Below are 25,554 nucleotides of genomic sequence, written 5' to 3' on the forward strand. Positions count from 1 at the left end.
CTACCGGGGCACCGCCGAGGATCGGGCGAGAAATGCGTCCAGCAGGGCCGAACACCGATTGCGAGCTGCTGCTTCGGAGTCGGCAATGTCTTGCCTGATCTGGTGCACGTCCACCGCGTGTTCGACGCCGTCGCGCTGCCACGCCGCCGCCCATGCATCGTAGGTGTCGAGGTCTATCTCGGGGTGGAACTGCAACCCGAGGTGCGGGCCGCAGACGAAGGCCTGCTGCGCAGCCGCGTTGCGGGCGATGACCGTGGCCTCCGGCGGCGCGACGAACGTGTCGCCGTGGAATTCCATCCACGGGCCCGAGGCGACGAGCTCGGTATCGGAGGTCTCGACGTCGACGAATCCGTACTCTGGGTACTCGGACTTGCGGACGGATCCGCCGAGCACGCGAGCAAGCAACTGGCCGCCGAAGCACACACCCAGAACCGGGACCTGCGCATCGATCGCCTGCTGCACGTACGCGATCTCCGGCGCGAGCCAGGTCAGCGTGTCGTCGTACGCGGCGTCGGGTGAGCCCATGACCACGACCACCTGCGCGTCGGACAGCGTCGGTGGTGCGACATCGGGACTGTGGTCGAAGGAATGCACGTCCAACAGGAAACCCCTGGTGCGCAATTCGGCGGCGAGGGTGCCGATATCGCGACGCGCCAGGGACGGGTCCCGGTCGTGGACGAGAACTACGGCGCGCGGGTCGTTCGGGTATGTCACAGGGCTCCTTTACGGTGTTCGTGCACACCGTACGACAGACTGGATCCGATGCCACCTCGTAAACGCACTGCCCGATCCACCACTGCCCGCACCGTCAAGGCCGGGCAGAGCAGCGCTGCGCGAAAGTTCGCGGCCGCGAAGAACGGTGAGCCTGCGGCGAAGAAAGCTGCCCCGAAGAAGGCCGCACCTCGCAAGAGAGCAGCCCCGCGCAAGACGTCGCCCCGCAAGTCCGCCGCCCCCGATCTTCGGGTGCCCGATCCCGGCGAGCGCGTGTGGGTGTTGGACGTGCCGTTCGAGGATCGGTCCGCGGCGGGCGCAGCGGGAGCGCGCTGGTACCCCGGACCGCGCGTGTTCGCGTATTACGGAACCGAACTGCCCGAGTACCTGCAGCCGTACGAATCGATGCCGTACAGCCTGCAGCGGTGGCTCGAGGACGACGCGAACGACAGTTGGCGCGACGAAGAGGTGCGCGAACGGGCGATGCAGCCTCGCGACACCCAACTCGAATCGGTCCGACGCCATCTGGCCGCGCTCGACGCCGGCTTCCCGTACTTCGCGCAGATGGATTCGACGGGTCTGGGAAAGACGTTGGCCGTGTGCGAGGCCGTGCGGCAGATGTCGGCCGCCGAGATCGGCACGGTTCTGGTGGTGGCACCCAAGGGTGCGCTGCCGGGGTGGCGTCGCACCATTGCAGACAGCGAGGCCGACATCGAGCCGTCCGACCGCAAGCGTTGGTTGCTGATCACCTATCAGTCCACCAAGAAACTGCTGTCGGTTCCCCCCGAGACCGATCTGGGCAAACGTAAACGGACGCAGAACAAGCGGACCATCTCGCTGGGAGAGCTGCGGTTCGACATCGACGTGGTGATCGCCGACGAGTCGCATGCGTTGATGAACATCGAGTCGCAGCAGTCGCAGATCCTCTGGCGGTATCAGGAGGCGGCTCGATCCGTGGTGTGGATGTCTGCCACTCCCGGCTATCAGCCGCTGCATTTCGCGTACATGGCCCGTGCCGTGGAACGCAGCCGCGGCGTCGAGATCCTCGGTGACGACGAGTATCTCGGCTATGCCGTGACGATGAAGTGGGCGGAGTTCCTCATCGAGTCCGGCTTCGCCGTCAAGGCAGGCAAGGCGACGACGGGGTTGACCACGTGGCGGTGGGAGCCCGAGGACGCGACGACGCGAGCCCGCGACATCGCGTCTGTGCACGGCTGGTTGTCGGGAGGCGCTGTGCCGTGGTCGATTTCACGACCGTCACCGCCGACTCCGCGGGAGCCCCTCGGCCAGGAACTCACGGCCGCGCAGAAGCGGCTGTACAACTCGGCGTGGGTGGACTACCGCAAGGAAGTCGGCCTGCCGATCTGGAAGGCCGTCGGCGGAAAGCGAGTGCTGCAGAAGAATCCGAGTACCCGTGCGGCGACGCTGCGATTTCGCCAGAAGTGCTCGTACCTGCGCATTCCCGCGTCTGCGGATCAAGTCCGGACGTGGGTCAAGGCAGGCAATCAGGTGTTCGTCTCGATGTTCTACCGCGAGTCGGTCGCTGCTCTGGCCCAGACACTTCGAGACGAGGGGCTCGAGGTCGCCGTGGTCGACGGGAGCATGAGCAGTCCCGAGCAGGAGGCGTCGATCCGCCGTTTTCAGACCGGCGACGCGTCGGTCATCGTCTCGACCACCACGAGCGCGATCAACCTGCACACCAACGAGTTACTGCTCCCGGAGGGGACGGTCTCCACACTCGCACCGCGCGTGACGCTGATTCACGATCCTCGGTGGACACCCATCGACATCAGGCAGATCGAGGGCCGCGCCAACCGCATCGACAAGGACCACAACCACACCACGTCGACCTGCTACTACGGCTACGCCGAGGGCACCGTCGAGGAGGAGATGGTGCTCACCGGGATCGAGCGCATCGCGGATCTGGGATCGATCGTGGGGCAGGCGGATCTGATCGATCCGGAGGCTTTCCTCGCGGCGAAAGTGGATGCCGGAAAATAGCGACAATTGTGAGCAATCGTCCACGCGCCCGAGTAGGTTCGGTCCCATCGACAATTCGTCGATAGTGGGCTCACTTTGGCACCAGGAGTAGTCATGATCGTTCTCGGAATCATCCTCGCCCTCATCGGCTATTTCGCCGGCATTTCAATTTTGACGACTATCGGCATCATTCTGGTGGTCGTCGGCGCGGTTCTGACGTTGCTCGGTTCGATGGGGCGCGCAGTCGGTGGCCGCAAGACGTGGTTTTGACATCCACGTTAGAACATACGTTCGATTTCTGTTAGTCTGAGCGGGCCCCCGGAGTTGGCGATGCGGCCAGCGGAGCCACTTCGGGCGGTCCATATCGGGCGGTAGACAGTGTCGAAGGCGGTTGCGCGCGATGGCATCCGACGAGCGCGACACCGACCCGGTTGCCGGGTCGCTCTACCGCGTCGGCGATCGGTGGGCAGAACGAGCACCTACTCACTGCACCAACGGCCATCCGCTTGTCGCCGGTTCGGTATTGGTGGGTTCACGTGCTTGCTCGTGTGAGCGGGGGCATCACCGTACCCATCAGTGCCAGAGGTGCAATCTCGTGCGGTTCACCCCAGAACTCGGTGCCACGTGCAGCGACGCCAGCTTCGATTCTCGCGCGGCGCGGTCACGTCCGGCGATCGTGGACAATCGGGGGCATGAGCAACAGTGAAGCCGTCGTCGACCTGGTGCAGCTGAGGCACGATTTCACCCGCTTCATGATGAGTTACAAGTTCGGAATCGACGAACTGATCACCAAGATCAACATCCTGAAGCAGGAATTCACCCACATCCACCGCTACAGCCCCATCGAGCATGTCTCGTCGCGACTCAAGACGCCCGAGAGCATCGTCGACAAGGCTCAGCGCAAGAAGTGCGCACTGACGCTCGACGCCATTCGCGAGAACATCTTCGACGTTGCCGGTGTCCGCATCACGTGCAGCTTCATCTCCGACACCTACCGCATCGCGGACATGCTCAGTAGTCAGACCGACGTTCGAGTCGTCGAGGTCAAGGATTACATCGCGAACCCGAAAGCCAACGGCTACAAGAGTTTGCACCTCATCGTCGAAATTCCGGTGTTCATGTCCGATCGCGTCCAACCGGTCCTGGTCGAACTCCAGATCCGCACGATTGCCATGGATTTCTGGGCGAGCCTCGAGCACAAGATCTTCTACAAGTACCGCGGCCAGATTCCGCCCACCCTGTTGGCGGAACTGACCGAGGCCGCCGAGACGGCCAACACACTGGACGAGAAGATGGAAAGCCTGCACGACGAGGTGGAGGAACTGAACGGCGATTCCGACAACTCCATCACTCTCGGCGCGATGCCTCCGATGGCATTGCCTCCCGAGCTGCTGCACATGTTGCTCACCGCGCAGGCCGAAGCGATCGACCCGGACTGACGATGCCTTCGAAGAGCAGAACCCCGCTGCTCGACGGCTGAGCAGCGGGGTCCTCGGTTCGTGCCTGCGTTATCCGATGTGTACCGGGGTGTCGCCGACGGGCAGGTCGTCTTTCTTCGCGCGGACGAGCAGCAACACGACCGGGCTCACCAGCGCGACGAGGATCGCGGCGGTACCGAATGCCCAGGCGTAGCCGGAGACCTCGGCCGAGAACGCGTGGTCGATGGTCGCGAGCACGAAGTTGCGGATCGGCTCCGGCAGCGCGGCCAACATCTCGTCGCTGGGCACTTCCTGGCCGGCGAGAGCTTCCGCGGGAACTCCGGCGGGCGGAGTCGGTGCCGGATTCTCGGACAGGTACGAGGTTTTGGACGAGGTGTAGACGGTGGTGAACACCGCAGCACCGAGTGCACCACCGACCTGCAGGGTGGCGTTGATCAACGCCGATGCGGCACCTGCGTCGTGATCGGGAACGCCGATCAGTGCGACGTTCTGCATCGGGACCATCAGCAGACCGAGGCCGAGACCGAGAAGTACGACGCCCGGCAGGACGTGCGTGAAGTACGAGGTGTCGACGCCGATCTGGGTCAGCAGCAGCAGGCCGACTGCGGACACGACCGGACCGACGGCCATCAGCGGCTTGGGTCCGATCTTCGGCACGAGTGCAGAAGCGAGCGCGGCCGTGATCAAAATGCCGCCGGTCATCGGCAGCGACGCGACGCCGGCGATCACCGGGCTCATCTCCAGCACGATCTGGAAGTAGAACGTGAGGTACAACGTGCCACCGAGTAGAGCAGCGCCGATGACGGCCGAGCCGATGTACGCAGCACCGCGGTCACGGTCGAGCAACACACTCAAGGGCAGCAGCGGGTTGGCGGACTTGGACTCGACGACGACGAACGCGGCCAGCAGAGCGAGGCCGAGCGCGATGAACGAGATGGTGGGTACCGTCGCCCAGCCGTCTTCGGCCTCGGTGAAGCCGTAGACCAGCGATGCCAGACCGAGAGCGACGAGGATCGCGCCGGGCAGGTCGTAGCGGGTGTCTCCGTGAGCCTTGCTCTCCTTCACCAGCGGCACCGCTGCGGCGATAGCGAACACTGCGACCGGGATGTTCACCAGCAGGCACCAGCGCCAGTTCGCGTATTCGGTGAGCACTCCGCCGAGGAGTAGGCCGACCGCTGCGCCGCCACCGGCAATGGCGCCGAAGACGCCGAACGCTTTGGCGCGTTCCTTGGTGTCGGTGAACGTCACCGTCAGGATGGCCAGTGCTGCCGGGGCGAGCAGCGCAGCGAACACACCCTGGCCGGCGCGCGCGATGAACAGCTGCCAGCCTTCCTGAGCGAGTCCGCCGATAGCGGAGGCAACGGCGAAGCCTGCCATGCCGACGATGAACGAGCGCTTGCGTCCCCAGTAGTCGGCGATGCGTCCGCCGAGCAGCAGCAGTGCGCCGAACGACAACGCGTAGGCGGTGATGACCCAGGCGCGGCTGCTGTCGCTGATGCCCAGGTCCAGCTGAGCCTGCGGCAGCGCAATGTTGACGATCGTGCCGTCGAGCACGATCGTGAGCTGCGTGATGGCGACGATGCACAGCACCAGCCATCGGCGCTCGTAGTTCGGATTCAGATCCGGCGCTTCGCGCTCGGAGAGCTGCGACATGTTTCTACCCCACTCGTACTCGTTGATTCTGGGCACGAAAAATGTCCCGAGCAAAAAGGTAGGCGACCCAGAGCCAATAGTCAAACGAACTAGTTGGTTGGGGGTATGGTGACCGCCATGAAACCTGACGCCAGTGCGACCCGCGCCCGCATCGTCGTCGCCGCCCGGGACGAGTTCTCGGTACACGGGCTGGCCGGGGCCCGCGTCGATCGGATCGCGGCCGCGGCCAAGGCCAGCAAAGAACGTCTGTACGCCTACTTCGGGGACAAGGAAGCCCTGTTCCGGGCCGTCGTCGAGGACGGGTTCGCGCGGTTCATCGACGAAGTGCCCTTTGCCGTCGACGACCTCGGCGGATACGCAGCGCGCGAATACCTGCACCTCGCTGCGCATCCCGAGGAACACCGCCTCCTGCTGTGGACTCAGCTTCAGGGCGGTATGGCGACCTCGGGCACCGACGACATCCACTCTGTCATCGCCGAGCGACACAGGGCCATGGCCGACGCCCAGCGAGACGGACTGATCTCCGACGCCTTCACCGTCGAGGATCTGATCACCATGATGTTCGGCATCACCTCGGCGTGGATGACCGCGCCGAGCCTGCAATGCGAGCCTGCCGACGACGCCGAAATTCAGCGTCGGGCGTCGAAAATCGAAGCCGCCGTGCGTCGACTCTGCGCTCCGTAGCGCTGCCTATCCATATCTAGCTTTGACGCAAGAGTGCGGAATACTGGGGTAGCGGCCCCCATTTCCGCAAACGCGCGCGCGTTTGCCAGACGCGCACAAATTAGACACCGATCACGTCGCTATTCTGCGCGCATCTGGCAAGTGCGCTCGCGTTTGTCACCCCGGTCGGCTGCGTCCCTCGACCGCACACACGCGGGACGCCCCACCACGTCGAGCGCACGTGGTGGGGCGAGTCCCGAACTACGGCCGGCATCTACGCCGCACTACACCGGGAGTTTCTCGCGTCCGGTTTCCTTGATGGTCAGCACCGTGAGTACGCCGATCACGCAGACACCCATGACCCAGTAGGCGGGTGACATGGCGTTACCGGTCGACTCCACCAGTTGAGCGGCGACGTACGGTGCCGTTCCGCCTGCGGCGATGGTGCCGATGTTGAAGCCCAACGACACTCCGGTGTATCGAACCGCCCGAGGGAACAGCTCGGTGAACAGTGGGAAGGCGGGTACCTGCACGACTCCGTTGAGAACCATGTAGACGAAGTACACACAGCCCACCACGATGATCGACGACGTCGCACCGAGGATCATGAACACCGGCAACGCAATGACGACATACGCAACGTAGCCGCTGAGCAGTACCGGTTTGCGACCGAATCTGTCGGTGAGCATGCCGCTGAGCGGGAAGGTCGCACAGGCCAACGCAATTGCGATCGCCGATGTCCAGTAGACCGAGTCCTTGGAGAATCCGAGGTCGTTGATCAGGTACACGCTGAAGTACGTGAGACCGATGTAGCCGGATCCGTTCATGGCGATGGCGATGCCCACGACGCGCAACACCGACCACGGCTGCTTCTTCACGACATCGCTCAACGGGCTCTTCGCGACCTCGTTCTTCGCCGCCATTTCCTCGAACTCCGGGCTGTCTTCGAGCTTCAGCCGCACTCGCAGACAGACCAGAGCGAGGGGAAGTGCAAGCAGAAACGGAATGCGCCAGCCCCACGACGACATCTGGTCGTCGGTGGTGATGAGGGCGACCACTCCGACGACGGCTGCGGCGACCGCAAACCCGAGGGTGGAACCGATCGGCGTGAACGATCCGAAGAAGCCGCGACGGTTCGGCGGTGCAGACTCTGCGATATAGGTTGCTGCACCGCCGATTTCACCTCCTGCAGAGAATCCTTGGGCGAGTCGGATGATGACGAGCAGAATCGGTGCCAGCACGCCCACACTCGAGTGCGTGGGCAGCATTCCCAGGACTCCACACGCGATACCCATACAGACCACTGTCACGACCAGAGCCTGCCGACGGCCCTTTCTGTCGCCGAGGCGGCCGAAGAAGATGCCTCCGAGCGGACGTGCAACGTATGCGACGCCGAATACTGCCAGGGTCGCGAGGATGGACACGCCGGGGCTCGTGGACGGAAAGAACAGTGGCGCAATGACTACGGCGAGAAATCCGTAGACGGCGAAGTCGTAATACTCGATGAGCGTGCCGACGCCACCGGCGAGCGCGGCACGGCGCGCGGTGGTGGTGTCGGCTTTCGGTGCGCTGGTGACCGCAGAAGGCTGGTCGACGTTCGTCATCGCGCTGTTCCCTGTCCTGTGAGTGGTTGCTTGCTTCGGTGTTCGGCCAGAAGTAGTTCGTACGATCCGCCGGCCTCGATGACTGCGACAGTACGAGGGCTGGGCGCACTGCCCACCATCGATCGACCATCGGCAGTGGTCAATGCTGCTCGTCGCCAATCGAGTTCGACGGCATCACCGGTGACGACCGCGCCGGAGACTTCCGGAATGGTGATGAGGGGTACTCCGTTGAATGTCTCTCCGCGCCAGAATCCCGGCGAGAACGACTCGGCCACGATGGCCTGGATACCGGCGTTGCGCAGAGCCACCATCGGCGGATAGTGCGGGTGACCGTACCCGAAGTTGCGGCCGCCGACGATGATGTCGCCCGGCCGAACACGATCGACGAAACCCGGATCGTATGCGGTCATGCAGACCGACCTCAGGTGTTCGGGATCGTACGACTTGATATTCGCAACGCCGACAACGAGATCGATGTCGAAGTCGTCGCCGAAGACCCAGGCAACTCGGCCGGAGATGACGTCGGGCGGGGGCGGGTAGGCGCTCACGAGCCCACCTGCTGGATCGTGCCGGCCAGCGCGCTGGCGGCGACGGTGTACGGAGAACCCATGTAGATGTTGGCGTCCGAGCTACCCATCCGGCCGGAGATGTTGAGCACGCCGGTGGATATGCAATTCTCGCCCGCCGCCAACGGCTTCTGATAGCCGAAACAGAAGTCGCAGCTCGACACTGCAATGTGCGCACCCGCCGCGCGCAGTACGTCGAGCAGCCCCTCTTGCTCGGCCTGATCGTGCACCTTCTGCGACGTGGGCACGACATTGAGCTCCACACCGGGAGCCACGGTGCGTCCGTCGAGCACGAGTGCCGCGGCCCGCAGATCCTCGATTCGTCCACTGGCACAGGATCCGATGAACGCCTTGGTGATCGGAGTGCCGGCGAGTTCGGCTGCTGTGTGGGTGTTGGCTGCACGCGCCGAGCCGGGCTGCACGACCTGCGGCACGATCTGGGCGAGGTCGATGGTGTGCCGGGCTGCGTAGGTCGCATCGGAGTCAGGGTGGACCGGTGTGAACGACTGTCGCGCAACATCGTTGGCGTAGGCGAGTGAGGTCTCGTCCGGTTCGAATATCGCGGACACGGCTCCGGTGAACATCGCCATGCCGCACAACCCCTGCCGGTGATCGATTTTCATCGACCGGGCACCGGGGCCACCGAATTCCATCACCTGGTGTGCGCACCCGTCGGCCCCGACGAGGTCGATGATGGTGTGCACCAGATCGCGGCTGTCCACTCCCGGCGCGAATTCTCCGTACAGGTCGAACCGCGTGGTCGCTGGAATGTCCACGTAGAGTTGGCCGGTCACCCATGCCTCGATCAGATCGCGGCGGATACCCCAGCCCAGCGCACCGAACGCCCCGATTCCGCTGATGTGGCCGTCGAAGTGGACGAGGAAGTCACCGGGGATGGCCAGGCCGAGTTCGGCGGTGAGTTGGTGCCCGATGCCGCGGCCCCCGTGCAGCTCGATTCCGTAGTACTCGCACCAGTCTCGAGTGACCTGGTGTACTTCTTGTTCCCGGTCGTTGCGCTTGGTCAACATGTGATCGATGAAGACGACGTACCGAGACGGGTCCTCGAGTGAGGTGATACCGAAGTCGTCGCGCATCTGCCGGAACATCACATCGGTGTACCCGGGGAAGTCGTACGCGATCATCCGAGCCGGTCGAACCGCGTGGTTCTCACCGGCACGCACTGGATCACCGCCACAGGTCCTACCGAGGATCTTCTCGACCATCGTGAACGCGGCCGATGTCATCGATTCGCCTCCGCAGGAAGGTACTTACGCTGCTGCGCTTCGACTTCGGGAAAACCGATGAGGTCCACGAACTCGTGGTGCTGCAGCGCGTCGGCACTGACGTCGGCGGGAGCTTCGCCTGCGGCCAGGCGACGCAGAGTCTCGCGTGCGGCACCGGTTGCGGCCATCAGCACCTGAGTGGGCAGCAGGGCCAGCCGCACTCCGATCTGTGCCAGAACCTCCGGAGTGAACTCCCGCTCGGTCCAGGTCGACGCGGTGAGCGTGGCCATCAGCGGAACCCCGACCGCTCGGTGACAGTTCTCCCACTGCTCGACGGTCTCGAACGTCTTCGTCACCGGCATGATCATGTCGGCTCCGGCGTCGACGTAGGCCTGTGCGCGCATGATCGCCTCGTCGCCACGTGCGTCGGTGCGTGCGATGAGCAGAACGTCGTCCGGCATGGAATCACGCACCGCCCGAACCTTGCCCGACGCCTCCTCGACGGAGATCAAGTCCACCGGCTCGCCGACGCAGATCGGGCATTTCTTCGGCGACAGCTGGTCCTCCATGAACACACCCTGGACGCCGGCCTCGGCGAACCGCGTCGCGGTGCGCGCGGCGTTGACGGCGTTTCCGTAGCCGGTGTCGATGTCCGCGACGAGGGGCAGAGACGATGCCTCGCGAATGGTCCGGACGGCCTGCAGGTTCTCGGTCATGGTGTACAGCTCGGCGTCGGGCAGTCCGAGCGCAGCCGATACGGCGAAGCCGGACGCGCACAGCGCCGAGAAGCCCGCCTGCTCGGCCAGCTTGGCCGTCAACCCGTCCCAGACGCCGGGCGCATACACCAGGCCTTGTTCGGTCAGGCCTCTCAAAGTCATCGTCACGAGCACTCTCCGTTTCGTATTGCGGAACGCCTTCCGAATTTAGAGTGGCTCGGATCACAAGTCAATACCCGTGGATCGATAGCGCATCGCGCGTCGGTTCGTAGGATGGCGACGACGCTCCACCCGACCGGAAGGAACAACTCGTGGCAGTTCCCACCGAGTCCGACGCCCAGGCCGGCCGCGACATCGTCGGTGCCGTCGTGAAGGCATGCGCTCTGCTCGACCATTTCGACACGACGCATCCTGTGTGGACGCTCAACGACCTGACGACGGCGAGTCGAATGAACAAGACGACCGTGCATCGTCTGATGACGACGTTGATCCATGCCGGCTGGGTGGACAGAACAGCGGAGGGTTCGTACCGGATCGCCATGCCGATGTTCGAGATCGGATCGTCCGCGTTGACACAGCTCGACATCCGCGGTGCCGCCCAGCCGTATCTGTCGGACATCGCCCAAAAGTTCGGCGACACCGCCTATCTGATGGTTCCCGCTGACGAGGGCGCGGTGTGCATCGACCGCCACGAGGGCAGCAATCCCCTTGTGGTAGCGGGCATTTCGATTGGATCCGTTCTTCCGTATCACGCGACGGCCGGGCCGATGGCGATGCTCGCGTTCTCCGCTCGCATTCGCGACCGCTGGCTCGGCGGAGAGCTTGCTGCATACACGAGCCGAACACTGACGTCACCCGACCAGTTGATGGATCATCTCGACCGGATCCGAACGCAGGGATACGCGCTGAGCAACTCCGACTACCTGGCCGGCGTCGCGGCGGTGGGCGCACCGATTCTCGGACGCGACGGGGTGGTCGTCGCGTCGATCAGCGTCGGTGGCCGCGTGGAGACATTCGAGGGCGACGCCTTGGCGGACAAGGTGGAGACAATTCTCGCGGCGGCGCGCAGCCTTTCACGTGTCGCAGAGGCTCTACCTGCATCGAGTCAGTAGCTACACGAGTATTCGCTCCTCTAGCTTCGATCCTAGAGAGACGAATACTCAGCTACCGACGCGCTCGATGAGTTTCATGGCATCGAAGGGTGCGTAGCCCTTGATGTCGTTGTCGAAGTACACGAAGACGTCCCGGCCCGCCGACGTCCACTCGGAGATCTTGGTGGCCCATCGATCGAGAGCGTCGTCGGTGTAGCCGCTGGCGTACAACTCTTCGTCTCCGTGCAGTCGGGCATACATGAAATCCGCTGTGGGGGTGTCGATGTACGGGTACTTTCCGGCGGTGTCGGCAACCACGATCGCAATATCGTTCTCGCGCAACAGTTCCACTGCCTCGTCGGAGGCGAAGCTTGCATGCCTGGCTTCGATACAGTGCCGCAGTGGCCGAGACGACGCAGCCGGCAACAGCACTCGATCCTCGGCCAGTTTGTCGTCCCGCGACTCCGCCAGAGTTACTGCAGCAGAAACAGTTCTGGGCAACAGGGCGCAGAAGTCCGTCATCTTCTGCGCGTCGAACTCGAGATTCGGTGGGAGTTGCCACAAGAAGGGCCCCAGCTTGTCACCGAGGGTGAGGACCCCGGTGGCGAAGAAATTCGCCAATGCCGACTCGACACCGACGAGCCGCTTGATGTGCGTGACGTACCGCCCACCCTTGATGGAGAACACGAAGTCGTCGGGAGTCTCGTCGTGCCACTTGGTGAAGCTCGACGGCTTCTGCATCGCGTAGAACGTGCCGTTGATCTCGATCGACGTCAGGTGCTCGGACGCGTACCCGAGCTCCTTGCGATGCGCGAGACCGCTCGGGTAGAAATCCCCTCGCCACGGCGCGTACGTCCAGCCGGAGATACCGATCAGAACCCGAGGGCGAAGCTGCGCGGACATGAGCCGACTGTAGCCGGGCAGCTCAGCGGTTTCCGCGGCTCCGGCGCTGGTATCGGTAGCCTCGATGGCATGAAGCGCCCATCGGCATTCGGCTCCCTGGCGCTGACCTGTGTGCTGCTCGCCCTCACCGGTGCCGATGCGGCTGCCGAGCGCCGCGACCAGCCGACGCCTCGCCAGGCGGCTGCGGTACCGGGGATCGGATTGACGACGGTTCCCGCAGCGATCACCACGTCCATGGTCGCGGGTGTCGCAGACGCACCGAATCCGCCGACTCACGAGGTCGGAGTCGAGTCGTCGACGACGGAGATGCGTACCTCGGGGTGGGACGAATACCCCTACCTCCGCTACACCGCTACGTTCGCGCCCGGTACGGACACGGCGACACTGACATGGTCGGGCAGATCGGTGAACACGAACGATCTGGCGTTGCATGTGTGGAACGAGTCGGGCAACACGTGGGGTCCGGCCATTGCGACGGCCGACCCGGTTGCGCCCGGCGGTTCGGTGGAATTGAGTGCCGAGATCTCCACCGAGAGAGGCACTGTCGAAGTACTGGTCATCGACAGTCCCCGAGCGGATCGTTCGTTCGCCGAGACCAACGCGCGCCCCGACAGCAGCTTCGCCGATCCGAGCACGTACGATTTCGCGCTCCAGCACATCACCGACACGCAGTACATAGCCCGCGACGATCCCGGTGTGTATTCGGAGATGACGCAGTGGACCGCCGACAACGCCGACGAGCTGAAGATCGACTACAGCATGCACACCGGCGACCTGATTCAGAGCTGGATCAGCCCGGGGCGTCCGGATACTCAGGCGCGCAAGGAGTTCGAGGCCGCCAGCGAATCGATGCAGATCCTCGAGGATGCCGGCATCGCCCACGGCGTTCTGCCCGGTAACCACGACAACATCTGGAACGTCGCGGGCAAATTGGTTCCCGGAGAGCACGAGAAGAACCACGCGCTCTACAACGAGTACTTCGGCCCTCAGCGTTATCGGGATCAACCCTATTGGGGCGGTTCGTTCACCGACGAGGACAATTCGGCGCACTACGACCTTGTCGACATCGCGGGTGCCAAATTCTTGATGCTGTACATCGGCTACAACCCGCCGGAAAAGGTCATGCAGTGGGCCGAACGAGTTCTCGACGAGAACCCCGACCGCAATGTCGTCATCGGCACGCACTACTACCTCGACGAACTCGGCGAGAAGAAACTGATGGGGTTCGGCGACATCGGGTCGAGCTCCGGCCAGCAGATCTGGAATCGACTGGTCGTTCCACACGAGACCGTCTTCCTCGTCCTGTCCGGGCACGTCGACGGCCAGGTCGCGGTCGTGGACGAGCACGTGGGAGAGACCGACCGCTCCGTCGTGCAGCTGCTGGCCGACTATCAGTACTTCGAGGTCGACGGCGAACGCAGCACCGGCTTCCAACGCCTGCTCCAGTTCGACGTCGACGGTGGCTCGATGGCCGTCACCACCCATTCGCCGTCCCTCGACGCGTTCGACGTCGAGAGCTACGACATCAAGAATCGATACGGCCCCGAGGACGGCGAATTCGTCACCGACTTCACACTGCGCGCCGACGTTCCCCGAGCCGTGATCGCAGACTGACTGGCACGGTGCTCGGCATCGGACCATAATCGATTTTCATGCAGTCGGGTGGGCGAGCGTGGGTACTGACGCTGGTCGCCGCCGGTGTCTGGTTCCTCGCCACGCCGCTGAGTCCCGGAGTGCTGAGTCCCGGAATTGTCGGCACCGACGTCCAGCTGCAGGCCCCCGAGGTCACGCCTGTCCCCGTCGTTGAGCCGCCCCCGCTCACTCTCGAGGACCTCTCGGCGCGAGTGAACCCCACCGTCGTCACGATCTCCGCCACGGCCGGCTACTCCGGCGTCGCAGGTACCGGCTTCGTCGTCGCCCCGGACGGCCTAGTGCTCACCAACTTCCACGTCGTCGAAAACGCGACCGAGATCAGCGCCGTGCACATGGGCAACGGACTGATCTACGACGCCACCGTGCTCGGTTACGACAAATCTCGTGATCTGGCGGTCATGCAGTTGATTTCCGCGGCCGACCTGCCGGTGGTCGAGTTCGCTTCGGACTCACCTCCCGAGGTGGGGGATGCGGTCACTGCCGTCGGGAATGCCGCTGGCGCAGGTGTTCTGGTGCCTGCCCCGGGTGCGGTGACGGCTCTGGATCAGCAGGTGCGTACCCGTAGTTCGGTGGACGGTTCGCGGAACACTCTGGATCGGATGATTCGAGTCGATGCCGATGTGCGAGCGGGTGATTCGGGTGGCCCACTGTTCGATGCCTGGGGTCGTGTGGTGGGCGTCAATACAGCGGGCCTCTCGGACGAGGCGCGCACCGGCTCCGAGAGCAGGCCCCCGCAGGCACCCGAGGCGTATGCGGTTCCGATCTCGGAGGCTGCTGCCGTGCTCGACCAGGTCGTCGCGGGGCAGTCCGGCGGGACGGTTCATGTGGGCCCGACCCCGTATTTCGGGGTGTCGGTGCGAGATGTGTCCGTGTTCGACAACAAGCCGGCGATGGGTGCCGAGGTGGTGACGGTGGCTACCGATTCTCCGGCCTCGGCAATCGGACTGTCCGGCGACGATGTGATCGTCGCCTTCGACGGTGCCGGTGTCGGTTCGTCGTCGGATCTGGCCCAGGCCCTCATCGGACGTCACCCCGGTGATGTCGCCGTCATCGAGTGGGTCGATCCCCGGGGCGTACGACGTTCCGCGACAACGGCTTTGGCGGAAGGAACCCCGGCTGCCTGAGCGGTCGAGTTCAGTCCTGCAGCACCGACAACACGTTGCCCGCCGGATCGGTGAACCAGGCGATGAGCGGTCCGCCGTGCCGGAAGATCCCCTTCTCGTCGGTGCCCATGTCCGGATACTGGTGGAACACCACCCCTTTGGCGATCAATGCATCGACTGCGGCCTCGATGTCGACCACCGGGAAGTTGAGGATGGTGTACTGCGCCGGCACGTGACCGGGCCGGGGATAGATGAGTACCGTCGCCGCTCCCAGGTGAAGTTCGAGCATCCCCATCTCGTTCTCGGTCACCTCCAGACCGAGGGTGTCCGCGTAGAACGCGCGAGCTGCCGGCAGGTCGTCGACGGCGAATCCGGAGAACGGTGCTCGGGCCAGATCGATGGTGGTCATGGACGAATTATCGCGCTGTCCCACGTGCTGCGGGCCGATATCCGAGTAGCGTGGCAGCCGTGACTATTCGCCTCGGTTACCAGATGCCCAACTTCAGCTACGACGGTTCGGTCGCGGAACTCTTTCCCCAGGTCATCGCGCAGGCGCGCGAGGCCGAAGCGGCCGGGTTCGACACTGCGTTCGTGATGGATCACTTCTACCAACTCCCCGGAATCGGAAAGCCCGACGAGCCGATGCTCGAGGCCTACTCCGCCCTGTCGGCGCTCGCGACGGCCACCGACACCATCCAACTCTCCGCCTTGGTCACCGGCAACACGTACCGCAACCCGGCGATCCTGGCCAAGACCGTCACCACCCTCGACGTCGTCAGCGGCGGCCGGGCCATTCTCGGTATCGGTGCCGGCTGGTACGAACTCGAGCACCAGAGCTTCGGACTCGAATTCGGTACGTTCACCGACCGATTCGAGCGCCTCGACGAGGCCCTACAGATCATCGAACCCATGCTGCGCGGCCGGCGTCCCACGTTCGACGGCCTGTGGTACCAGGTCGAGAACGCCATGAACGAGCCCCGCATCCGAGATGACCTGCCGATCATGCTCGGCGGTGGCGGCGAGAAGAAGACCTTCGGCCTGGCCGCACAGTTCGCCGATCACCTCAACATCATCTGCGACGCAAACGAACTGCCCCGCAAGATGGCGGCCGTTCAGGCTCGTTGCGAGGAAGTCGACCGCGATCCGAAGGATCTCGAGACGAGCTTCCTCGCCTTCGTCATCATCGACGAGGACGGCGACAAGGCCAAGGAGTTGCAGCGGGAGTTCGTGCTGAAGCAGGGCCTCGATCTGACGAATCTCTCCGAGGAGGACGCAGCGAAGGCCACCGATCGCCACTTCTGCGGAACCCCCGACGACGTCGCCGAGCAGGTGCAGAAGCGCGTCCTCGATCAGGGCATCGACGGCGTCATCATCAACCTGATCACCAACGGACATCAGCCCGGTGCCGTCGAATTGGCGGGCAAGGCTCTGAAGCCGCTCGTCTAGATTTTTCTCCAGCAGTAGCCGCGGGGGCGCGAGCGATGGCATAGTTCCCCCGTGGCTCAGCTGAGGATGAACGGGCACCGTGTTTTGGTCGCAGACCTGACCGGTGACTCTCTGCGCGCGATGTCGGGTTCGATGGTTGCTTACGAAGGCGATGTCGCCTTCAAGAGCGCAGGCATGGGCGGCGGCGGCGGTTTCCGCGCCGCGCTCAAACAAAAGGTGACCGGCGAGTCGTTGTCGCTGATGGACGTGTCCGGCAAAGGCACCGTGTACTTCGCGGTCGACGCCCAGGACATCACTCTCGTCGAGGTGCAAGGCGACAACCTGCACGTCGAATCGTCTCAATTACTTGCTCTCACAGGTCAATTGAAGACGGACGTGAAGTTCTCCGACCTTCGTGGTGCGACGTCGGGGCAGGGGCTTTTCACCACCGTCGTCAGCGGCTCGGGGACGGTGGCATTGCTGTCGAAGGGTGGGCCGATCATCGCGCTCGCCGTCGATCCGCAGTATCCGCTCGTCGTCGACCCCGATGCCTTCGTCGCCCATCGCGGACAGCTCAACCAGAGTTTCGTCACCGACGTCACGTGGCGCTCCGCCATCGGCGGCGGCAGTGGCGAGGCGTTCTCCCTCCGCTTCGACGGCCAGGGTGTCGTCTACATCCAACCCGAGGAGCGCTGACGTGCCGCTCGAACTCGTCAACAGCAAAGTCGTCAAATCCGTTCTGGCACCGAATCAGAGCGTGCTCGCTCGACGCGGATCGATGCTCTACTACACCGGCGACGTCCGGTTCGTCCCGCATTCCATGGGCGGCGGCGCGGGTGCCATGCCCGGCATGAGCGGCGTCGCGGGGATGGCCGGCCGCATGATGGCAGGCGAGCACGTGGCGATGATGGCCGCCGAGGGTCAGGGCGAGGTCTTCTACGGCCACGCCGGGCTGTACGTCGAAGTGATCCATCTCGACGGCTCGTCCATGCTCACAGTGGAGGCCGACCGGCTCCTGGTGCACGACGGCTACCTGCAGAGTTCCATCGTTGCGCTCACCTCCCAGGGCGGCGTTCGCGGAGCAGTGCGCGGTGCCATGACCGGGCAGGGTCTGTTCACGACGCAACTCACCGGCCAGGGCAGCGTCGCGGTTCTCTCGCACGGCGGCGCGACTCCGCTGCAGGTCGGGCCCAACAACCCCATGGTCGTGATCGATCCGCAGGCGTACGTGTGCCACATCGGCAACATCAACGTCGACATCTCCGCCAATGTCGGGTGGCGTGACGCCGTCGGCAAGGGCAGCGGCGAGGCGATCCAGTTGAAGATGACCGGCATGGGCACCGTGTGGGTGCAGGCGTCCGAGCAGAAGTTCTAGGGAGCGGCAATGAGTTTGGAGATTCACACCCCGTACACCCTGCCGGTCAACGACAACGTGCCCGGCAACGACTACGCGTTCTGCGTCGAACTCGCAGGCCAGCCGTGGTTCACGTCGAAGGGCGCGATGATCGCGTACTACGGCAACATTCGCTTCGAACCGCTCGGGCAGACGTCGATGCCCGCCATCGTCGCCGCGCGCTTCTCGTCTCCGCTGTACTCGAACGACTGGGTTCTGGCGCAGGGCCAGGGCAAGCTCATCCTCGGCGACCGCGGCTTCAACATCAACAGCTACGACCTCGACGACGGCAACCTGACGATCCGAGCCGCGAATCTGCTGGCGTTCGAGCCCACTCTCGACCTCAAGCAGTCCATCGTGCCCGGCTTCCTGACCCTGCTCGGTACCGGGAAGTTCCTCGCCTCCTCCAACGGCACGGTCATGTTCGCCGAGCCGCCGCTGCGGATCGACCCGGAAGCGCTTGTCGGATGGGCAGATTGCCCGTCACCCTCGCATCACTTCGACGCGGACTGGATGCAGAACTTCCTCGGCGCAGCACGCGGATTCCTCGGGGCCAACAGTGGGGAAGAGCGTCAGTTCGATTTCACCGGCGCGGGCACGGTGCTGATCCAGTCGAGCGAGAAGGTTCTGAACGACACCCATCTGTTGCGACACATCGAATCTCAGACGGTCTCGCTCGGTCAGAACTCACTGCGGGCTCTGCACAACACCATCGGGGCCCGACTGCAGCAGTAGCTGCTCGCCCATTCGGAGAAAACGCGCATACTGGAGTTTCACTCAGGAGGTAGCGCCATGGCCAACCAGGGACCCTTCGGATTCGGATCCGACGACTTCGACAAGTTCGCGCGTGAAGCAACCGAGGGCCTGCGCGAGGTCGTCGGCTCGCTGTTCGCCAACACGGGAGCACCCAAGGCCCCGCCGGAGCCGGAAACCACAGGCCAGAAGGGTGACGGAGTGTGGGCGATCTACAGCGTCGACGATGCCGGCTCGGCGCAGATCGATCAGCTCTACGCCACCGAACTCGATGCGCTGCGGGCACACAAGGACAACACCGACCCGCGTCGACGGGTTCGTTTCCTGCCCTACGGCGTGAGCGTCAGCGTTCTGGAGGACTGAATCGGTACCTTTGATTCTCGTGACTACACAGCAGGATGCAATCTCGATTCCGTTGGGCCGACCCGTGTTCGTTCAGGCGCTGAGGTACACGGCACTGTTCGATCAGAAGCCGTTCGCCGAGGCGTTGTTGATCTACACCGACAACGGCGCATACAAGATCATGTCTCTGGGAGAAGATCATTACGGCAGCTACGTCTCGTACACCGATCCCGCCGAGAGCCCTCGGCACGTGATCTTCCTGTCGTGGCCGTCGGAGGATTGGGGCCGCAACGTCGCCTCGCACACTCTGACGTTCAATCCTGACTCTGCAGCGTTCACGCAGGTACTCGTTCTGCCCGGTAGCCCGGTGCCGCGCTCGCAGTACGGCTATGCGCTGCCGATCGCCGGTCCGGAGAGTGTGGACATGACGGCTTCCTGGGATCAGGTCCGCGACACGTACGCCGAGACGTTCGAGGAGTTGGCGACGCTGGCTACGTAGCCGCGCCGCCGGCATCGACACCGAATGCCTCGATCGCATTCGCGGCCTGGTCGACGCCGCCGTGCGCGCGCACCTCTGCGCTGATCTCACGTGCGCGCGGCGCGAGTCCCCGGGCTTGTTCGACGGCGTCGCGTAGTCCTGTCGCCGTCATCCCGTCGAAGTCGATGTGCACTCCTGCGCCGAGTTCGGCGAGCATCGCCGCGTTGCCGAATTGGTCGACCGCCTGCGGTAGGGCAACTGTCGGTACGCCGAACCACAGGGCTTCGGTGCACCCACCCATTCCGGCGTGGGTGACGAACACGGTGGCGGCGTCGAGCACCGCGAGCTGCGGAACGTGTTCGTGGACTTCGACATTCGCGGGCAGTTCCCCAAGTACGGCGGGGTCGACGCGTCGGCCGATGGAGATCACCACGTGCCAGTCCGTGTTCGCGAACGTCTCGATGCACAGCCGGTAGAAGTCGGGGCGTTCGTTGTACCCGGTGCCGAACGATACGTAGAGAACGGGCCCCTCGGGCGCGGGCCACGATCGGTCGTGCAGTCGCACCGGATCGAGACACGGGCCGACGAACTGCACCGAGCTGGGGACTCGATCGGCGTTCGGCTGCATCACTTTCGGGATCAACGACAGGCAGTGCTCCGGGTACGTGATCCAGTCCCACGGGTCGGCGTCGATGTCGTTCTCTCGCAACCAGGTCGCATAGGTTTCGCGATACGCAACGCCGGTTGTCGACTCGCGGATAGAGGTCATCCCGTCACCGAGATCCTCGACGTAGCCGTCCCAGGCGACATACGTAGGGGAGAGCTGCACGGCCGTCACCCCGTACCGGACGCCGAGGATCGGGGCGGTCAGGCCGCCGATGTCGTAGAGGATCACATCCGGCTGATCGTCGTCGTAGAACGCGGTGAGCACGGGAAAGGACGCAATCGCTTCGTCGAGGAACACCTGCATCGCCGAGGCCGGGTCGTCCGGCCAAGAGCCCTGACCGTCGGGAAGTATCGAGGGGAACGCCACCACCTCGACTCCAGCCGGTTCCACCAAGTGCCGCAACGACTCGCCGACGACGTAGGTGACGCGATGCCCGCGGCGGACCAATTCGGCGACGACGGCGAGCGAGGGGTAGATGTGACTCGGTGCCGTCGTGCCGATCATCGCGAAGTGCATGCCGCCCACCGTAGGACGCGGAGAAGGTGCAGGGCTACCGGTTTTCGTTGGCGATCAGATCGAGCAGACCGGGGAATCGCTCTTCGAGCTCGTGGCGACGCAGCGTCACTTTGCGACTGTTTCCGCGATCGACCTGGAACACCAGGCCTGCCTCGCGTAGCACTCGAAAATGGTGCGTCAGAGTCGATTTGGTGACACCGAGCTCGAACGACATACACGTCCGCTCGGCTCCCTCGTCGTCGCCGACGAGTTCGGTGACCACCTGGCGACGCAACGGATCGGCCAACGCGGACATCACCGCACCCAGTTGCATTTCCTCGGGCTCGGGATGCCCGTCCTTGTCCGCCATGCGCTCCTCCTACAAGGTACGACTTGCGCCGTACCTTGAAACCTGGTCTAGTACGAGAACCATCGTACCTACGGTTCAGGGGGACACATGAAGGCAGTGCTACCGGTCGTACTCGCGGCTCAATTCGTCGTACCCATGTCCATCTCGGGTACTGCACTCGCCCTTCCGGTCATCGCCGGCGACCTCGGCACCGATCCGACGCCTCTGCAGTGGGTCGTCAACGGCTTCAACATCGCGTTCGCGCTGTTCACCGTCGTCTGGGGCGCGGTGTCGGACCGAATCGGTCACCGCACGTCGTTCCGCATCGGGGTGGTGCTGACGGCCGTCGCGAGTGCGGTCAGCGCCGTCGCGCCGTCGTTGTACCTACTCGATGTCGCGCGGGTGTTCGCGGGCATCGGAGCCGCAGCAGTTCTGGTGGGCTCCACTTCCATTCTCTCGCTTCACTTCCACGGCGCGGCCAGAGCAACCGCGTTCGCACTGTTCGGCACCGTGAACGGTCTCGGTCTGGCACTCGGGCCCACCATCTCCGGGCTGCTCGTCGCGGCGTTCGAGTGGCGGGGCGTGTTCGCCGCCCAGGCGGTCGTCCTGGCTGCGGCGGCCATCGGAACTGTCGCTCTGCCGGCTCTGCGAACCGAATCGACGGCGCACCGCCTGCTCGATTTCTCGCTGCTGCGCAACCGCAGATTCCTGGCCCTGTGCCTCGTTCCGGTGGCCGGGGCCATCGGATTCGTCACGCTGCTCACGTATCTGCCCGCTGCACTGAGCGCTGTCGCGTCGCTGACGCCGGGGCTTGCCGGAGTGTTCATGCTGGCCATGACCATCCCCGTTCTGCTCGCTCCGCTGACCGTTGCCCGCCTGAGCCGCATGTTCGACGCCATCACCCCCACTCGGGTCGTGCTGGTCAGCCTCGGCTGCCTCGTCCTCGGCAACCTGGGCATGTTGGCGCTGCAACCAGGTGTCCCGCTCGGTGCCGTCGTGGTCCCGATGATCGCATTGGGGCTCGGATTCGGACTCCCGATCGGCTTGGTGGACGGCGAGGCATTGGCTGCAGTGCCGCCGCACAGCAGCGGTACCGCGGCGGGCGTGCTGAACCTGTTTCGCATCGGCAGCGAGGCCCTGATGGTGGCCGGATATGCCTGGTTGGTGACCGTCCTGGTCCGCGGCGAGCTACCCGACCGAGTCGACGCCGATGCCGCGGCAGCCGGACGCCCCGGGTTTGCCGACGCCTACGCGCACGCCTACACCGAGGTCGTGTCAATCGTCGTCGTAGCTCTCGTCGTGACCGCGGCGGTGATCTTCTCGCTGTTGCGAACACCACGCCGGGACGTATCGTCGGCCAATGTCCTTTCTGCAACCGGTGACCCTCACTGACGACCTCGTGACCCTCGAGCCGCTGAGCCGCGACCACCTCGAGGGGCTGTGCGATGCCGCCCGCGACGGCGAGCTCTGGAACCTCTGGTACACGAGCGTTCCGAAACCGGAAGACATGGCCGCAGAGATAGATCGCCGGCTGGGACTGCTCGACGCGGGAACCATGCTTCCATTCACTTTGCGGCGCAACGATACCGGGCAGATTCTCGGCGCGACGACCTTCTGCAACGTCGATGCGAACAACCGTCGCGTCGAGATCGGGTACACCTGGAATGCGCGCTCCGCCCACGGAACCGGTACCAACGCGTCGAGCAAACTCCTGTTGCTGACGCACGCTTTCGAGGAGCTCGGTTGTATCGCGGTGGAATTCCGCACCCACTGGATGAACCTCCAATCGCGGACGGCCATCGCGAAACTCGGAGCCAAGCAGGACGGCATTCTGCGCAATCACCAACGCATGGCCGACGGTTCACTGCGCGACACCGTCGTGTTCTCGATCATCGAATCCGAATGGCCCGCCGTGCGCAACGAACTCCGTCGACGTACCGCACGGTAAGTTGAGCCCATGCGCGTGGATGGGCGGGACGTTCCCGTAGCGGGAAACCTGCTGCAGCCGCTGGTGAGAAGAACCAGTGACATCATTCGGGTCGTTGCCGCCTCGGTGTTCTTGAGCTTGGTCATCGCCGGCTCGCTCATCACCCGAAATCAGTGGGACGCACTCGAACAATCGGTGTCCAACATCGTCGGCGTGCTCAGCCCCGATCAGTCCAACGCCGTCTACATCGTGTACGGCGTCGCGATCCTCGCCCTCCCGTTCGGAGTGTTGATCGGGCTGATCGCCGGACGCAAATGGAAACTGTTGGCCGGGTACGCGGCCGCAGCTCTGATCGCTGCGCTGGCTCTGTCCATCACCGGTACCGGAATCTCGACTCCGACGTGGGACCTGGACGTGCCCGAGCGACTCGACACGTTCCTGTCACAATTCCTCGACGATTCGCGCTGGATCGCCATGCTCGCCGCGGCACTCACGGTGTCGGGCCCGGGCCTGCCCGCGCGGTGGCGTCGAGCATGGTGGGCACTGTTGCTCGCCTTCGTACCGATACACCTGGTCGTGTCCACGGTGGTCCCGGCCCGTTCGCTGCTCGGGCTTGCCGTCGGTTGGCTCGTCGGTGCGATCATCGTGCTGCTGGTCGGCACTCCGGCACTGGAGGTTCCACTCGACGCGGCCGTGCGCCTGTTCCGCAGCCGGGGCGTCGACGTCCGCAGCTTCACCGTCGTGCGCCCCGCGGGCCCGGGCCCGTTGGTGTTGAACGCACACACCCCGGACGCCGATGTGGTGGTCGAGCTCTACGGACAGAACCAACGCAGTGGCGGTGCGCTACGCCAGTTCTGGCGATGGATCACCCGCCGCGGCAGCGAGACGGCGCCGTTGCATGCGTCCATGCGCCGCGCCGTCGAGCATCGCGCGTTGATGGGCCTGGCCATCAAGAGTATGAACGCCGCAGGCAGCGACCCGTTGGCGGTAGCAGCACTCGACCGCGGCTGGACGTTGTACGCGCACAGCCAGCCCATCGGCGACCCCATCGAGGCCGAGCTCGACGATGCCGCGCTCAGAGCTCTCTGGTCGGCTCTGAACACGTTGCACGAGAATCAGATCTCGCACGGTGACCTGCATCGGGGTGAACTGCGGCTCCACGACGGCGCGGCACTGTTCTGCGGGTTCGGGCACGCAGAACTCGGCGCGTCGGACGCGCAGATGCAATCCGACGTCGCACAGCTGTTGCTCACCACCGCAGACCTTTTCGGCTCCCATCGCGCCGTGGCCACCGCCGTCGAGGTATTGGGAATCGACGTCGTGATCGCGGCGTCCGGTCGATTGACCAAGTCCGCCATCCCCCTTCGTGTGCGTCAGTCGGTTGCCGATGCAGGAAAGACGATGAAGTCCGTCCGGCTCGAAGTGCTCGAACAGACCGGTGCCGCGAGGATCGAGGCCGAGCAGGTCACTCGATTCAGCCGCAACCAGATCATCTCGCTCGTGTTGCTGATCGGATTGGTCTACGTCGCATACCCGTTCATCAGTGCAGTTCCCGCGTTCGTCGTCGAATTGGGTTCGGTCGACTGGTGGTGGGCACTGCTCGGTCTGGCCGTTTCCGCACTGACCTACATCGGTGCGGGTGCCGCATTGTGGGCCTGCGCATTCGGCAAGGTCAGCTTCCGGAATCTGACGATCATGCAGGTAGCGAATACTTTTGCCGCGACCACGACACCTGCGGGCGTCGGTGGCCTGGCCCTGAGCGTTCGCTTTCTGCAAAAGGGTGGATTGGGTACCGTCCGCGCGACGGCCGCTGTGGCACTGCAACAGTCGGTTCAGGTGATCACCCATGTCAGCCTGTTGATCTTCTTCAGCGTCGTCGCCGGAACGTCGTCGGGGCTGTCCAACATGGTGCCGGGCAACACCGTCCTGTACCTCATCGCCGGCGTCGCATTCGGAGTCGTCGGAACCTTCATGTTCGTGCCCAAGCTGCGACTGTGGCTGAAAGTGGCCGTCCGGCCCCAGGTTGCCGAAGTGCTCACCGAGCTCGGCGAACTCGCCCGCGACCCGAAACGGTTCTCGATCATCATCCTGGGTTGTGCCGCAACCACTTTGGGTGCTGCGCTCGCCCTCTGGGCGAGCGTCGAGGCGTTCGGCGGCGGAACGACGTTCGTGACGGTGACAGTGGTGACGATGATCGGTGGCACATTGGCCTCGGCCGCCCCGACGCCGGGCGGTGTGGGGGCCGTGGAAGCAGCCCTCATCGGCGGGCTTGCCGCGTTCGGTCTCCCCGCCTCCATCGCAGTCCCGTCCGTGCTGCTCTATCGCGTACTGACCTGCTGGTTACCGGTGTTTCTCGGCTGGCCGACGTTGCGCTGGCTCACCAAACACGACATGGTCTGAACGGCTGTATCCCCACTACG

At 64.3% G+C, this 25,554-nt stretch carries 26 protein-coding genes; 16 read left to right on the top strand and 10 right to left on the bottom strand.

Features of this window, described 5'->3' with window-relative positions; genetic code table 11:
• Entirely contained in the window at positions 1-714 is a 714-nt protein-coding gene (locus CH285_RS24505) for a type 1 glutamine amidotransferase (protein ID WP_032369966.1), read from the bottom strand.
• 48 nt (positions 715-762) lie between these two features.
• Between CH285_RS24505 and CH285_RS24510 the strand changes: the two genes are divergently transcribed.
• The 3 genes from CH285_RS24510 (at position 763) to CH285_RS24520 (ending at position 4,130) form a co-directional block, all read left to right on the top strand.
• Complete coding sequence (locus CH285_RS24510; protein WP_255032303.1) at positions 763-2,712, top strand: helicase-related protein; 1,950 nt, start codon at positions 763-765, stop codon at positions 2,710-2,712.
• 93 nt (positions 2,713-2,805) lie between these two features.
• Entirely contained in the window at positions 2,806-2,961 is a 156-nt protein-coding gene (locus CH285_RS28085; RefSeq protein WP_094611554.1) for a DUF6131 family protein, read from the top strand.
• A gap of 422 nt (positions 2,962-3,383) precedes the next feature.
• Entirely contained in the window at positions 3,384-4,130 is a 747-nt protein-coding gene (locus CH285_RS24520) for a GTP pyrophosphokinase (RefSeq protein WP_027495176.1), read from the top strand.
• Positions 4,131-4,199: 69 nt separating this feature from the next.
• Here the strand turns inward: CH285_RS24520 and CH285_RS24525 are convergent, their stop codons facing one another.
• On the bottom strand, positions 4,200-5,819 hold the full coding sequence (locus tag CH285_RS24525; RefSeq protein ID WP_230592945.1) for an MFS transporter: 1,620 nt from the start codon (positions 5,817-5,819) through the stop codon (positions 4,200-4,202).
• Positions 5,820-5,900: 81 nt separating this feature from the next.
• Here CH285_RS24525 and CH285_RS24530 point away from each other — a divergent pair, with 81 nt between their 5' ends.
• Positions 5,901-6,467 carry a TetR family transcriptional regulator gene (locus CH285_RS24530; protein ID WP_032370056.1) on the top strand — a complete coding sequence of 189 codons (567 nt, stop codon included), beginning with the start codon at positions 5,901-5,903 and terminating at the stop codon, positions 6,465-6,467.
• A gap of 263 nt (positions 6,468-6,730) precedes the next feature.
• Here CH285_RS24530 and CH285_RS24535 read toward each other — a convergent pair whose 3' ends face one another.
• From CH285_RS24535 to CH285_RS24550, 4 genes are read right to left on the bottom strand one after another with little or no spacing between them, the layout of a single operon-like run.
• Positions 6,731-8,050 (bottom strand): MFS transporter, encoded by a 1,320-nt coding sequence (locus tag CH285_RS24535; protein WP_032369969.1) that lies wholly within the window; start codon positions 8,048-8,050, stop codon positions 6,731-6,733.
• A complete protein-coding gene (locus CH285_RS24540; RefSeq protein ID WP_032369970.1) occupies positions 8,047-8,598 on the bottom strand; it encodes a 3-isopropylmalate dehydratase in 552 nt (183 codons plus the stop codon). The genes CH285_RS24535 and CH285_RS24540 overlap by 4 nt, the downstream gene beginning before the upstream one ends.
• Entirely contained in the window at positions 8,595-9,860 is a 1,266-nt protein-coding gene (locus tag CH285_RS24545; RefSeq protein WP_371828000.1) for a 3-isopropylmalate dehydratase large subunit, read from the bottom strand. Before CH285_RS24545 ends, CH285_RS24540 begins: the two co-directional genes overlap by 4 nt.
• A complete protein-coding gene (locus CH285_RS24550) occupies positions 9,857-10,717 on the bottom strand; it encodes an isocitrate lyase/PEP mutase family protein (protein ID WP_027495170.1) in 861 nt (286 codons plus the stop codon). Before CH285_RS24550 ends, CH285_RS24545 begins: the two co-directional genes overlap by 4 nt.
• A gap of 149 nt (positions 10,718-10,866) precedes the next feature.
• Between CH285_RS24550 and CH285_RS24555 the strand changes: the two genes are divergently transcribed.
• Complete coding sequence (locus tag CH285_RS24555; RefSeq protein ID WP_032369972.1) at positions 10,867-11,667, top strand: IclR family transcriptional regulator; 801 nt, start codon at positions 10,867-10,869, stop codon at positions 11,665-11,667.
• 48 nt (positions 11,668-11,715) lie between these two features.
• Here the strand turns inward: CH285_RS24555 and CH285_RS24560 are convergent, their stop codons facing one another.
• The gene (locus CH285_RS24560; protein WP_032369973.1) at positions 11,716-12,549 is read right to left on the bottom strand and encodes a DUF72 domain-containing protein; all 834 of its coding nucleotides are present in this window, start codon (positions 12,547-12,549) and stop codon (positions 11,716-11,718) included.
• 69 nt (positions 12,550-12,618) lie between these two features.
• Here CH285_RS24560 and CH285_RS24565 point away from each other — a divergent pair, with 69 nt between their 5' ends.
• Together CH285_RS24565 and CH285_RS24570 are read left to right on the top strand one after the other, a co-directional pair.
• Positions 12,619-14,163 carry a metallophosphoesterase gene (locus CH285_RS24565; protein WP_032369974.1) on the top strand — a complete coding sequence of 515 codons (1,545 nt, stop codon included), beginning with the start codon at positions 12,619-12,621 and terminating at the stop codon, positions 14,161-14,163.
• Between the two features lie 38 nt (positions 14,164-14,201).
• On the top strand, positions 14,202-15,326 hold the full coding sequence (locus CH285_RS24570; protein ID WP_032369975.1) for a S1C family serine protease: 1,125 nt from the start codon (positions 14,202-14,204) through the stop codon (positions 15,324-15,326).
• 10 nt (positions 15,327-15,336) lie between these two features.
• Here the strand turns inward: CH285_RS24570 and CH285_RS24575 are convergent, their stop codons facing one another.
• Positions 15,337-15,714: a VOC family protein gene (locus tag CH285_RS24575; protein ID WP_032369976.1), complete on the bottom strand. Its 378-nt coding sequence runs from the start codon at positions 15,712-15,714 to the stop codon at positions 15,337-15,339.
• A gap of 59 nt (positions 15,715-15,773) precedes the next feature.
• Here CH285_RS24575 and CH285_RS24580 point away from each other — a divergent pair, with 59 nt between their 5' ends.
• From CH285_RS24580 to CH285_RS24605, 6 genes are all read left to right on the top strand, one after another.
• Positions 15,774-16,751: an LLM class F420-dependent oxidoreductase gene (locus CH285_RS24580; RefSeq protein WP_032370057.1), complete on the top strand. Its 978-nt coding sequence runs from the start codon at positions 15,774-15,776 to the stop codon at positions 16,749-16,751.
• A 66-nt stretch (positions 16,752-16,817) separates the two neighbouring features.
• The gene (locus tag CH285_RS24585; protein WP_094644079.1) at positions 16,818-17,426 is read left to right on the top strand and encodes an AIM24 family protein; all 609 of its coding nucleotides are present in this window, start codon (positions 16,818-16,820) and stop codon (positions 17,424-17,426) included.
• Between the two features lies 1 nt (position 17,427).
• A complete protein-coding gene (locus CH285_RS24590; protein ID WP_032369977.1) occupies positions 17,428-18,105 on the top strand; it encodes an AIM24 family protein in 678 nt (225 codons plus the stop codon).
• A 9-nt stretch (positions 18,106-18,114) separates the two neighbouring features.
• Positions 18,115-18,858, top strand: coding sequence for an AIM24 family protein (locus CH285_RS24595; RefSeq protein WP_032369978.1), 744 nt, complete (start codon positions 18,115-18,117; stop codon positions 18,856-18,858).
• 57 nt (positions 18,859-18,915) lie between these two features.
• On the top strand, positions 18,916-19,239 hold the full coding sequence (locus CH285_RS24600) for a hypothetical protein (protein WP_032369979.1): 324 nt from the start codon (positions 18,916-18,918) through the stop codon (positions 19,237-19,239).
• A 19-nt stretch (positions 19,240-19,258) separates the two neighbouring features.
• On the top strand, positions 19,259-19,717 hold the full coding sequence (locus CH285_RS24605; protein ID WP_094644080.1) for a hypothetical protein: 459 nt from the start codon (positions 19,259-19,261) through the stop codon (positions 19,715-19,717).
• On the opposite strand, the gene CH285_RS24610 is transcribed toward CH285_RS24605, so the two are convergent.
• Together CH285_RS24610 and CH285_RS24615 are read right to left on the bottom strand one after the other, a co-directional pair.
• Complete coding sequence (locus CH285_RS24610) at positions 19,710-20,879, bottom strand: macrolide family glycosyltransferase (RefSeq protein WP_094644124.1); 1,170 nt, start codon at positions 20,877-20,879, stop codon at positions 19,710-19,712. The genes CH285_RS24605 and CH285_RS24610 overlap by 8 nt on opposite strands.
• Before the next feature lie 34 nt (positions 20,880-20,913).
• The gene (locus CH285_RS24615; protein WP_094644081.1) at positions 20,914-21,228 is read right to left on the bottom strand and encodes an ArsR/SmtB family transcription factor; all 315 of its coding nucleotides are present in this window, start codon (positions 21,226-21,228) and stop codon (positions 20,914-20,916) included.
• An 87-nt stretch (positions 21,229-21,315) separates the two neighbouring features.
• Here CH285_RS24615 and CH285_RS24620 point away from each other — a divergent pair, with 87 nt between their 5' ends.
• The 3 genes from CH285_RS24620 to CH285_RS24630 are packed head-to-tail and all read left to right on the top strand — an operon-like array spanning position 21,316 to position 25,534.
• A complete protein-coding gene (locus tag CH285_RS24620; RefSeq protein ID WP_094644082.1) occupies positions 21,316-22,599 on the top strand; it encodes an MFS transporter in 1,284 nt (427 codons plus the stop codon).
• Positions 22,568-23,155: a GNAT family N-acetyltransferase gene (locus CH285_RS24625; RefSeq protein WP_032367733.1), complete on the top strand. Its 588-nt coding sequence runs from the start codon at positions 22,568-22,570 to the stop codon at positions 23,153-23,155. The genes CH285_RS24620 and CH285_RS24625 overlap by 32 nt, the downstream gene beginning before the upstream one ends.
• 9 nt (positions 23,156-23,164) lie before the next feature.
• On the top strand, positions 23,165-25,534 hold the full coding sequence (locus CH285_RS24630; RefSeq protein ID WP_094644083.1) for a lysylphosphatidylglycerol synthase transmembrane domain-containing protein: 2,370 nt from the start codon (positions 23,165-23,167) through the stop codon (positions 25,532-25,534).
• Positions 25,535-25,554 lie beyond the last annotated feature (20 nt).

Source organism: Rhodococcus sp. 05-2256-B1, assembly GCF_002258465.1.
GTDB classification, from domain to species: domain Bacteria; phylum Actinomycetota; class Actinomycetes; order Mycobacteriales; family Mycobacteriaceae; genus Rhodococcoides; species Rhodococcoides fascians.

Excerpts from the sequence above, each read along its gene's own strand:
- CH285_RS24530 (WP_032370056.1), top strand. The coding sequence starts at position 5,901 with ATGAAACCTGACGCCAGTGCGACCCGCGCCCGCATCGTCGTCGCCGCC.
- CH285_RS24510 (WP_255032303.1), top strand. The coding sequence starts at position 763 with ATGCCACCTCGTAAACGCACTGCCCGATCCACCACTGCCCGCACCGTC.
- CH285_RS24595 (WP_032369978.1), top strand. The coding sequence starts at position 18,115 with ATGAGTTTGGAGATTCACACCCCGTACACCCTGCCGGTCAACGACAAC.
- CH285_RS24560 (WP_032369973.1), bottom strand. The coding sequence starts at position 12,549 with ATGTCCGCGCAGCTTCGCCCTCGGGTTCTGATCGGTATCTCCGGCTGG.
- CH285_RS24620 (WP_094644082.1), top strand. The coding sequence starts at position 21,316 with ATGAAGGCAGTGCTACCGGTCGTACTCGCGGCTCAATTCGTCGTACCC.
- CH285_RS24625 (WP_032367733.1), top strand. The coding sequence starts at position 22,568 with ATGTCCTTTCTGCAACCGGTGACCCTCACTGACGACCTCGTGACCCTC.
- CH285_RS24545 (WP_371828000.1), bottom strand. The coding sequence starts at position 9,860 with ATGACATCGGCCGCGTTCACGATGGTCGAGAAGATCCTCGGTAGGACC.
- CH285_RS28085 (WP_094611554.1), top strand. The coding sequence starts at position 2,806 with ATGATCGTTCTCGGAATCATCCTCGCCCTCATCGGCTATTTCGCCGGC.
- CH285_RS24600 (WP_032369979.1), top strand. The coding sequence starts at position 18,916 with ATGGCCAACCAGGGACCCTTCGGATTCGGATCCGACGACTTCGACAAG.
- CH285_RS24565 (WP_032369974.1), top strand. The coding sequence starts at position 12,619 with ATGAAGCGCCCATCGGCATTCGGCTCCCTGGCGCTGACCTGTGTGCTG.
- CH285_RS24585 (WP_094644079.1), top strand. The coding sequence starts at position 16,818 with ATGAACGGGCACCGTGTTTTGGTCGCAGACCTGACCGGTGACTCTCTG.
- CH285_RS24615 (WP_094644081.1), bottom strand. The coding sequence starts at position 21,228 with ATGGCGGACAAGGACGGGCATCCCGAGCCCGAGGAAATGCAACTGGGT.
- CH285_RS24535 (WP_032369969.1), bottom strand. The coding sequence starts at position 8,050 with ATGACGAACGTCGACCAGCCTTCTGCGGTCACCAGCGCACCGAAAGCC.
- CH285_RS24575 (WP_032369976.1), bottom strand. The coding sequence starts at position 15,714 with ATGACCACCATCGATCTGGCCCGAGCACCGTTCTCCGGATTCGCCGTC.
- CH285_RS24610 (WP_094644124.1), bottom strand. The coding sequence starts at position 20,879 with ATGCACTTCGCGATGATCGGCACGACGGCACCGAGTCACATCTACCCC.
- CH285_RS24550 (WP_027495170.1), bottom strand. The coding sequence starts at position 10,717 with ATGACTTTGAGAGGCCTGACCGAACAAGGCCTGGTGTATGCGCCCGGC.
- CH285_RS24630 (WP_094644083.1), top strand. The coding sequence starts at position 23,165 with ATGCGCGTGGATGGGCGGGACGTTCCCGTAGCGGGAAACCTGCTGCAG.
- CH285_RS24570 (WP_032369975.1), top strand. The coding sequence starts at position 14,202 with ATGCAGTCGGGTGGGCGAGCGTGGGTACTGACGCTGGTCGCCGCCGGT.
- CH285_RS24520 (WP_027495176.1), top strand. The coding sequence starts at position 3,384 with ATGAGCAACAGTGAAGCCGTCGTCGACCTGGTGCAGCTGAGGCACGAT.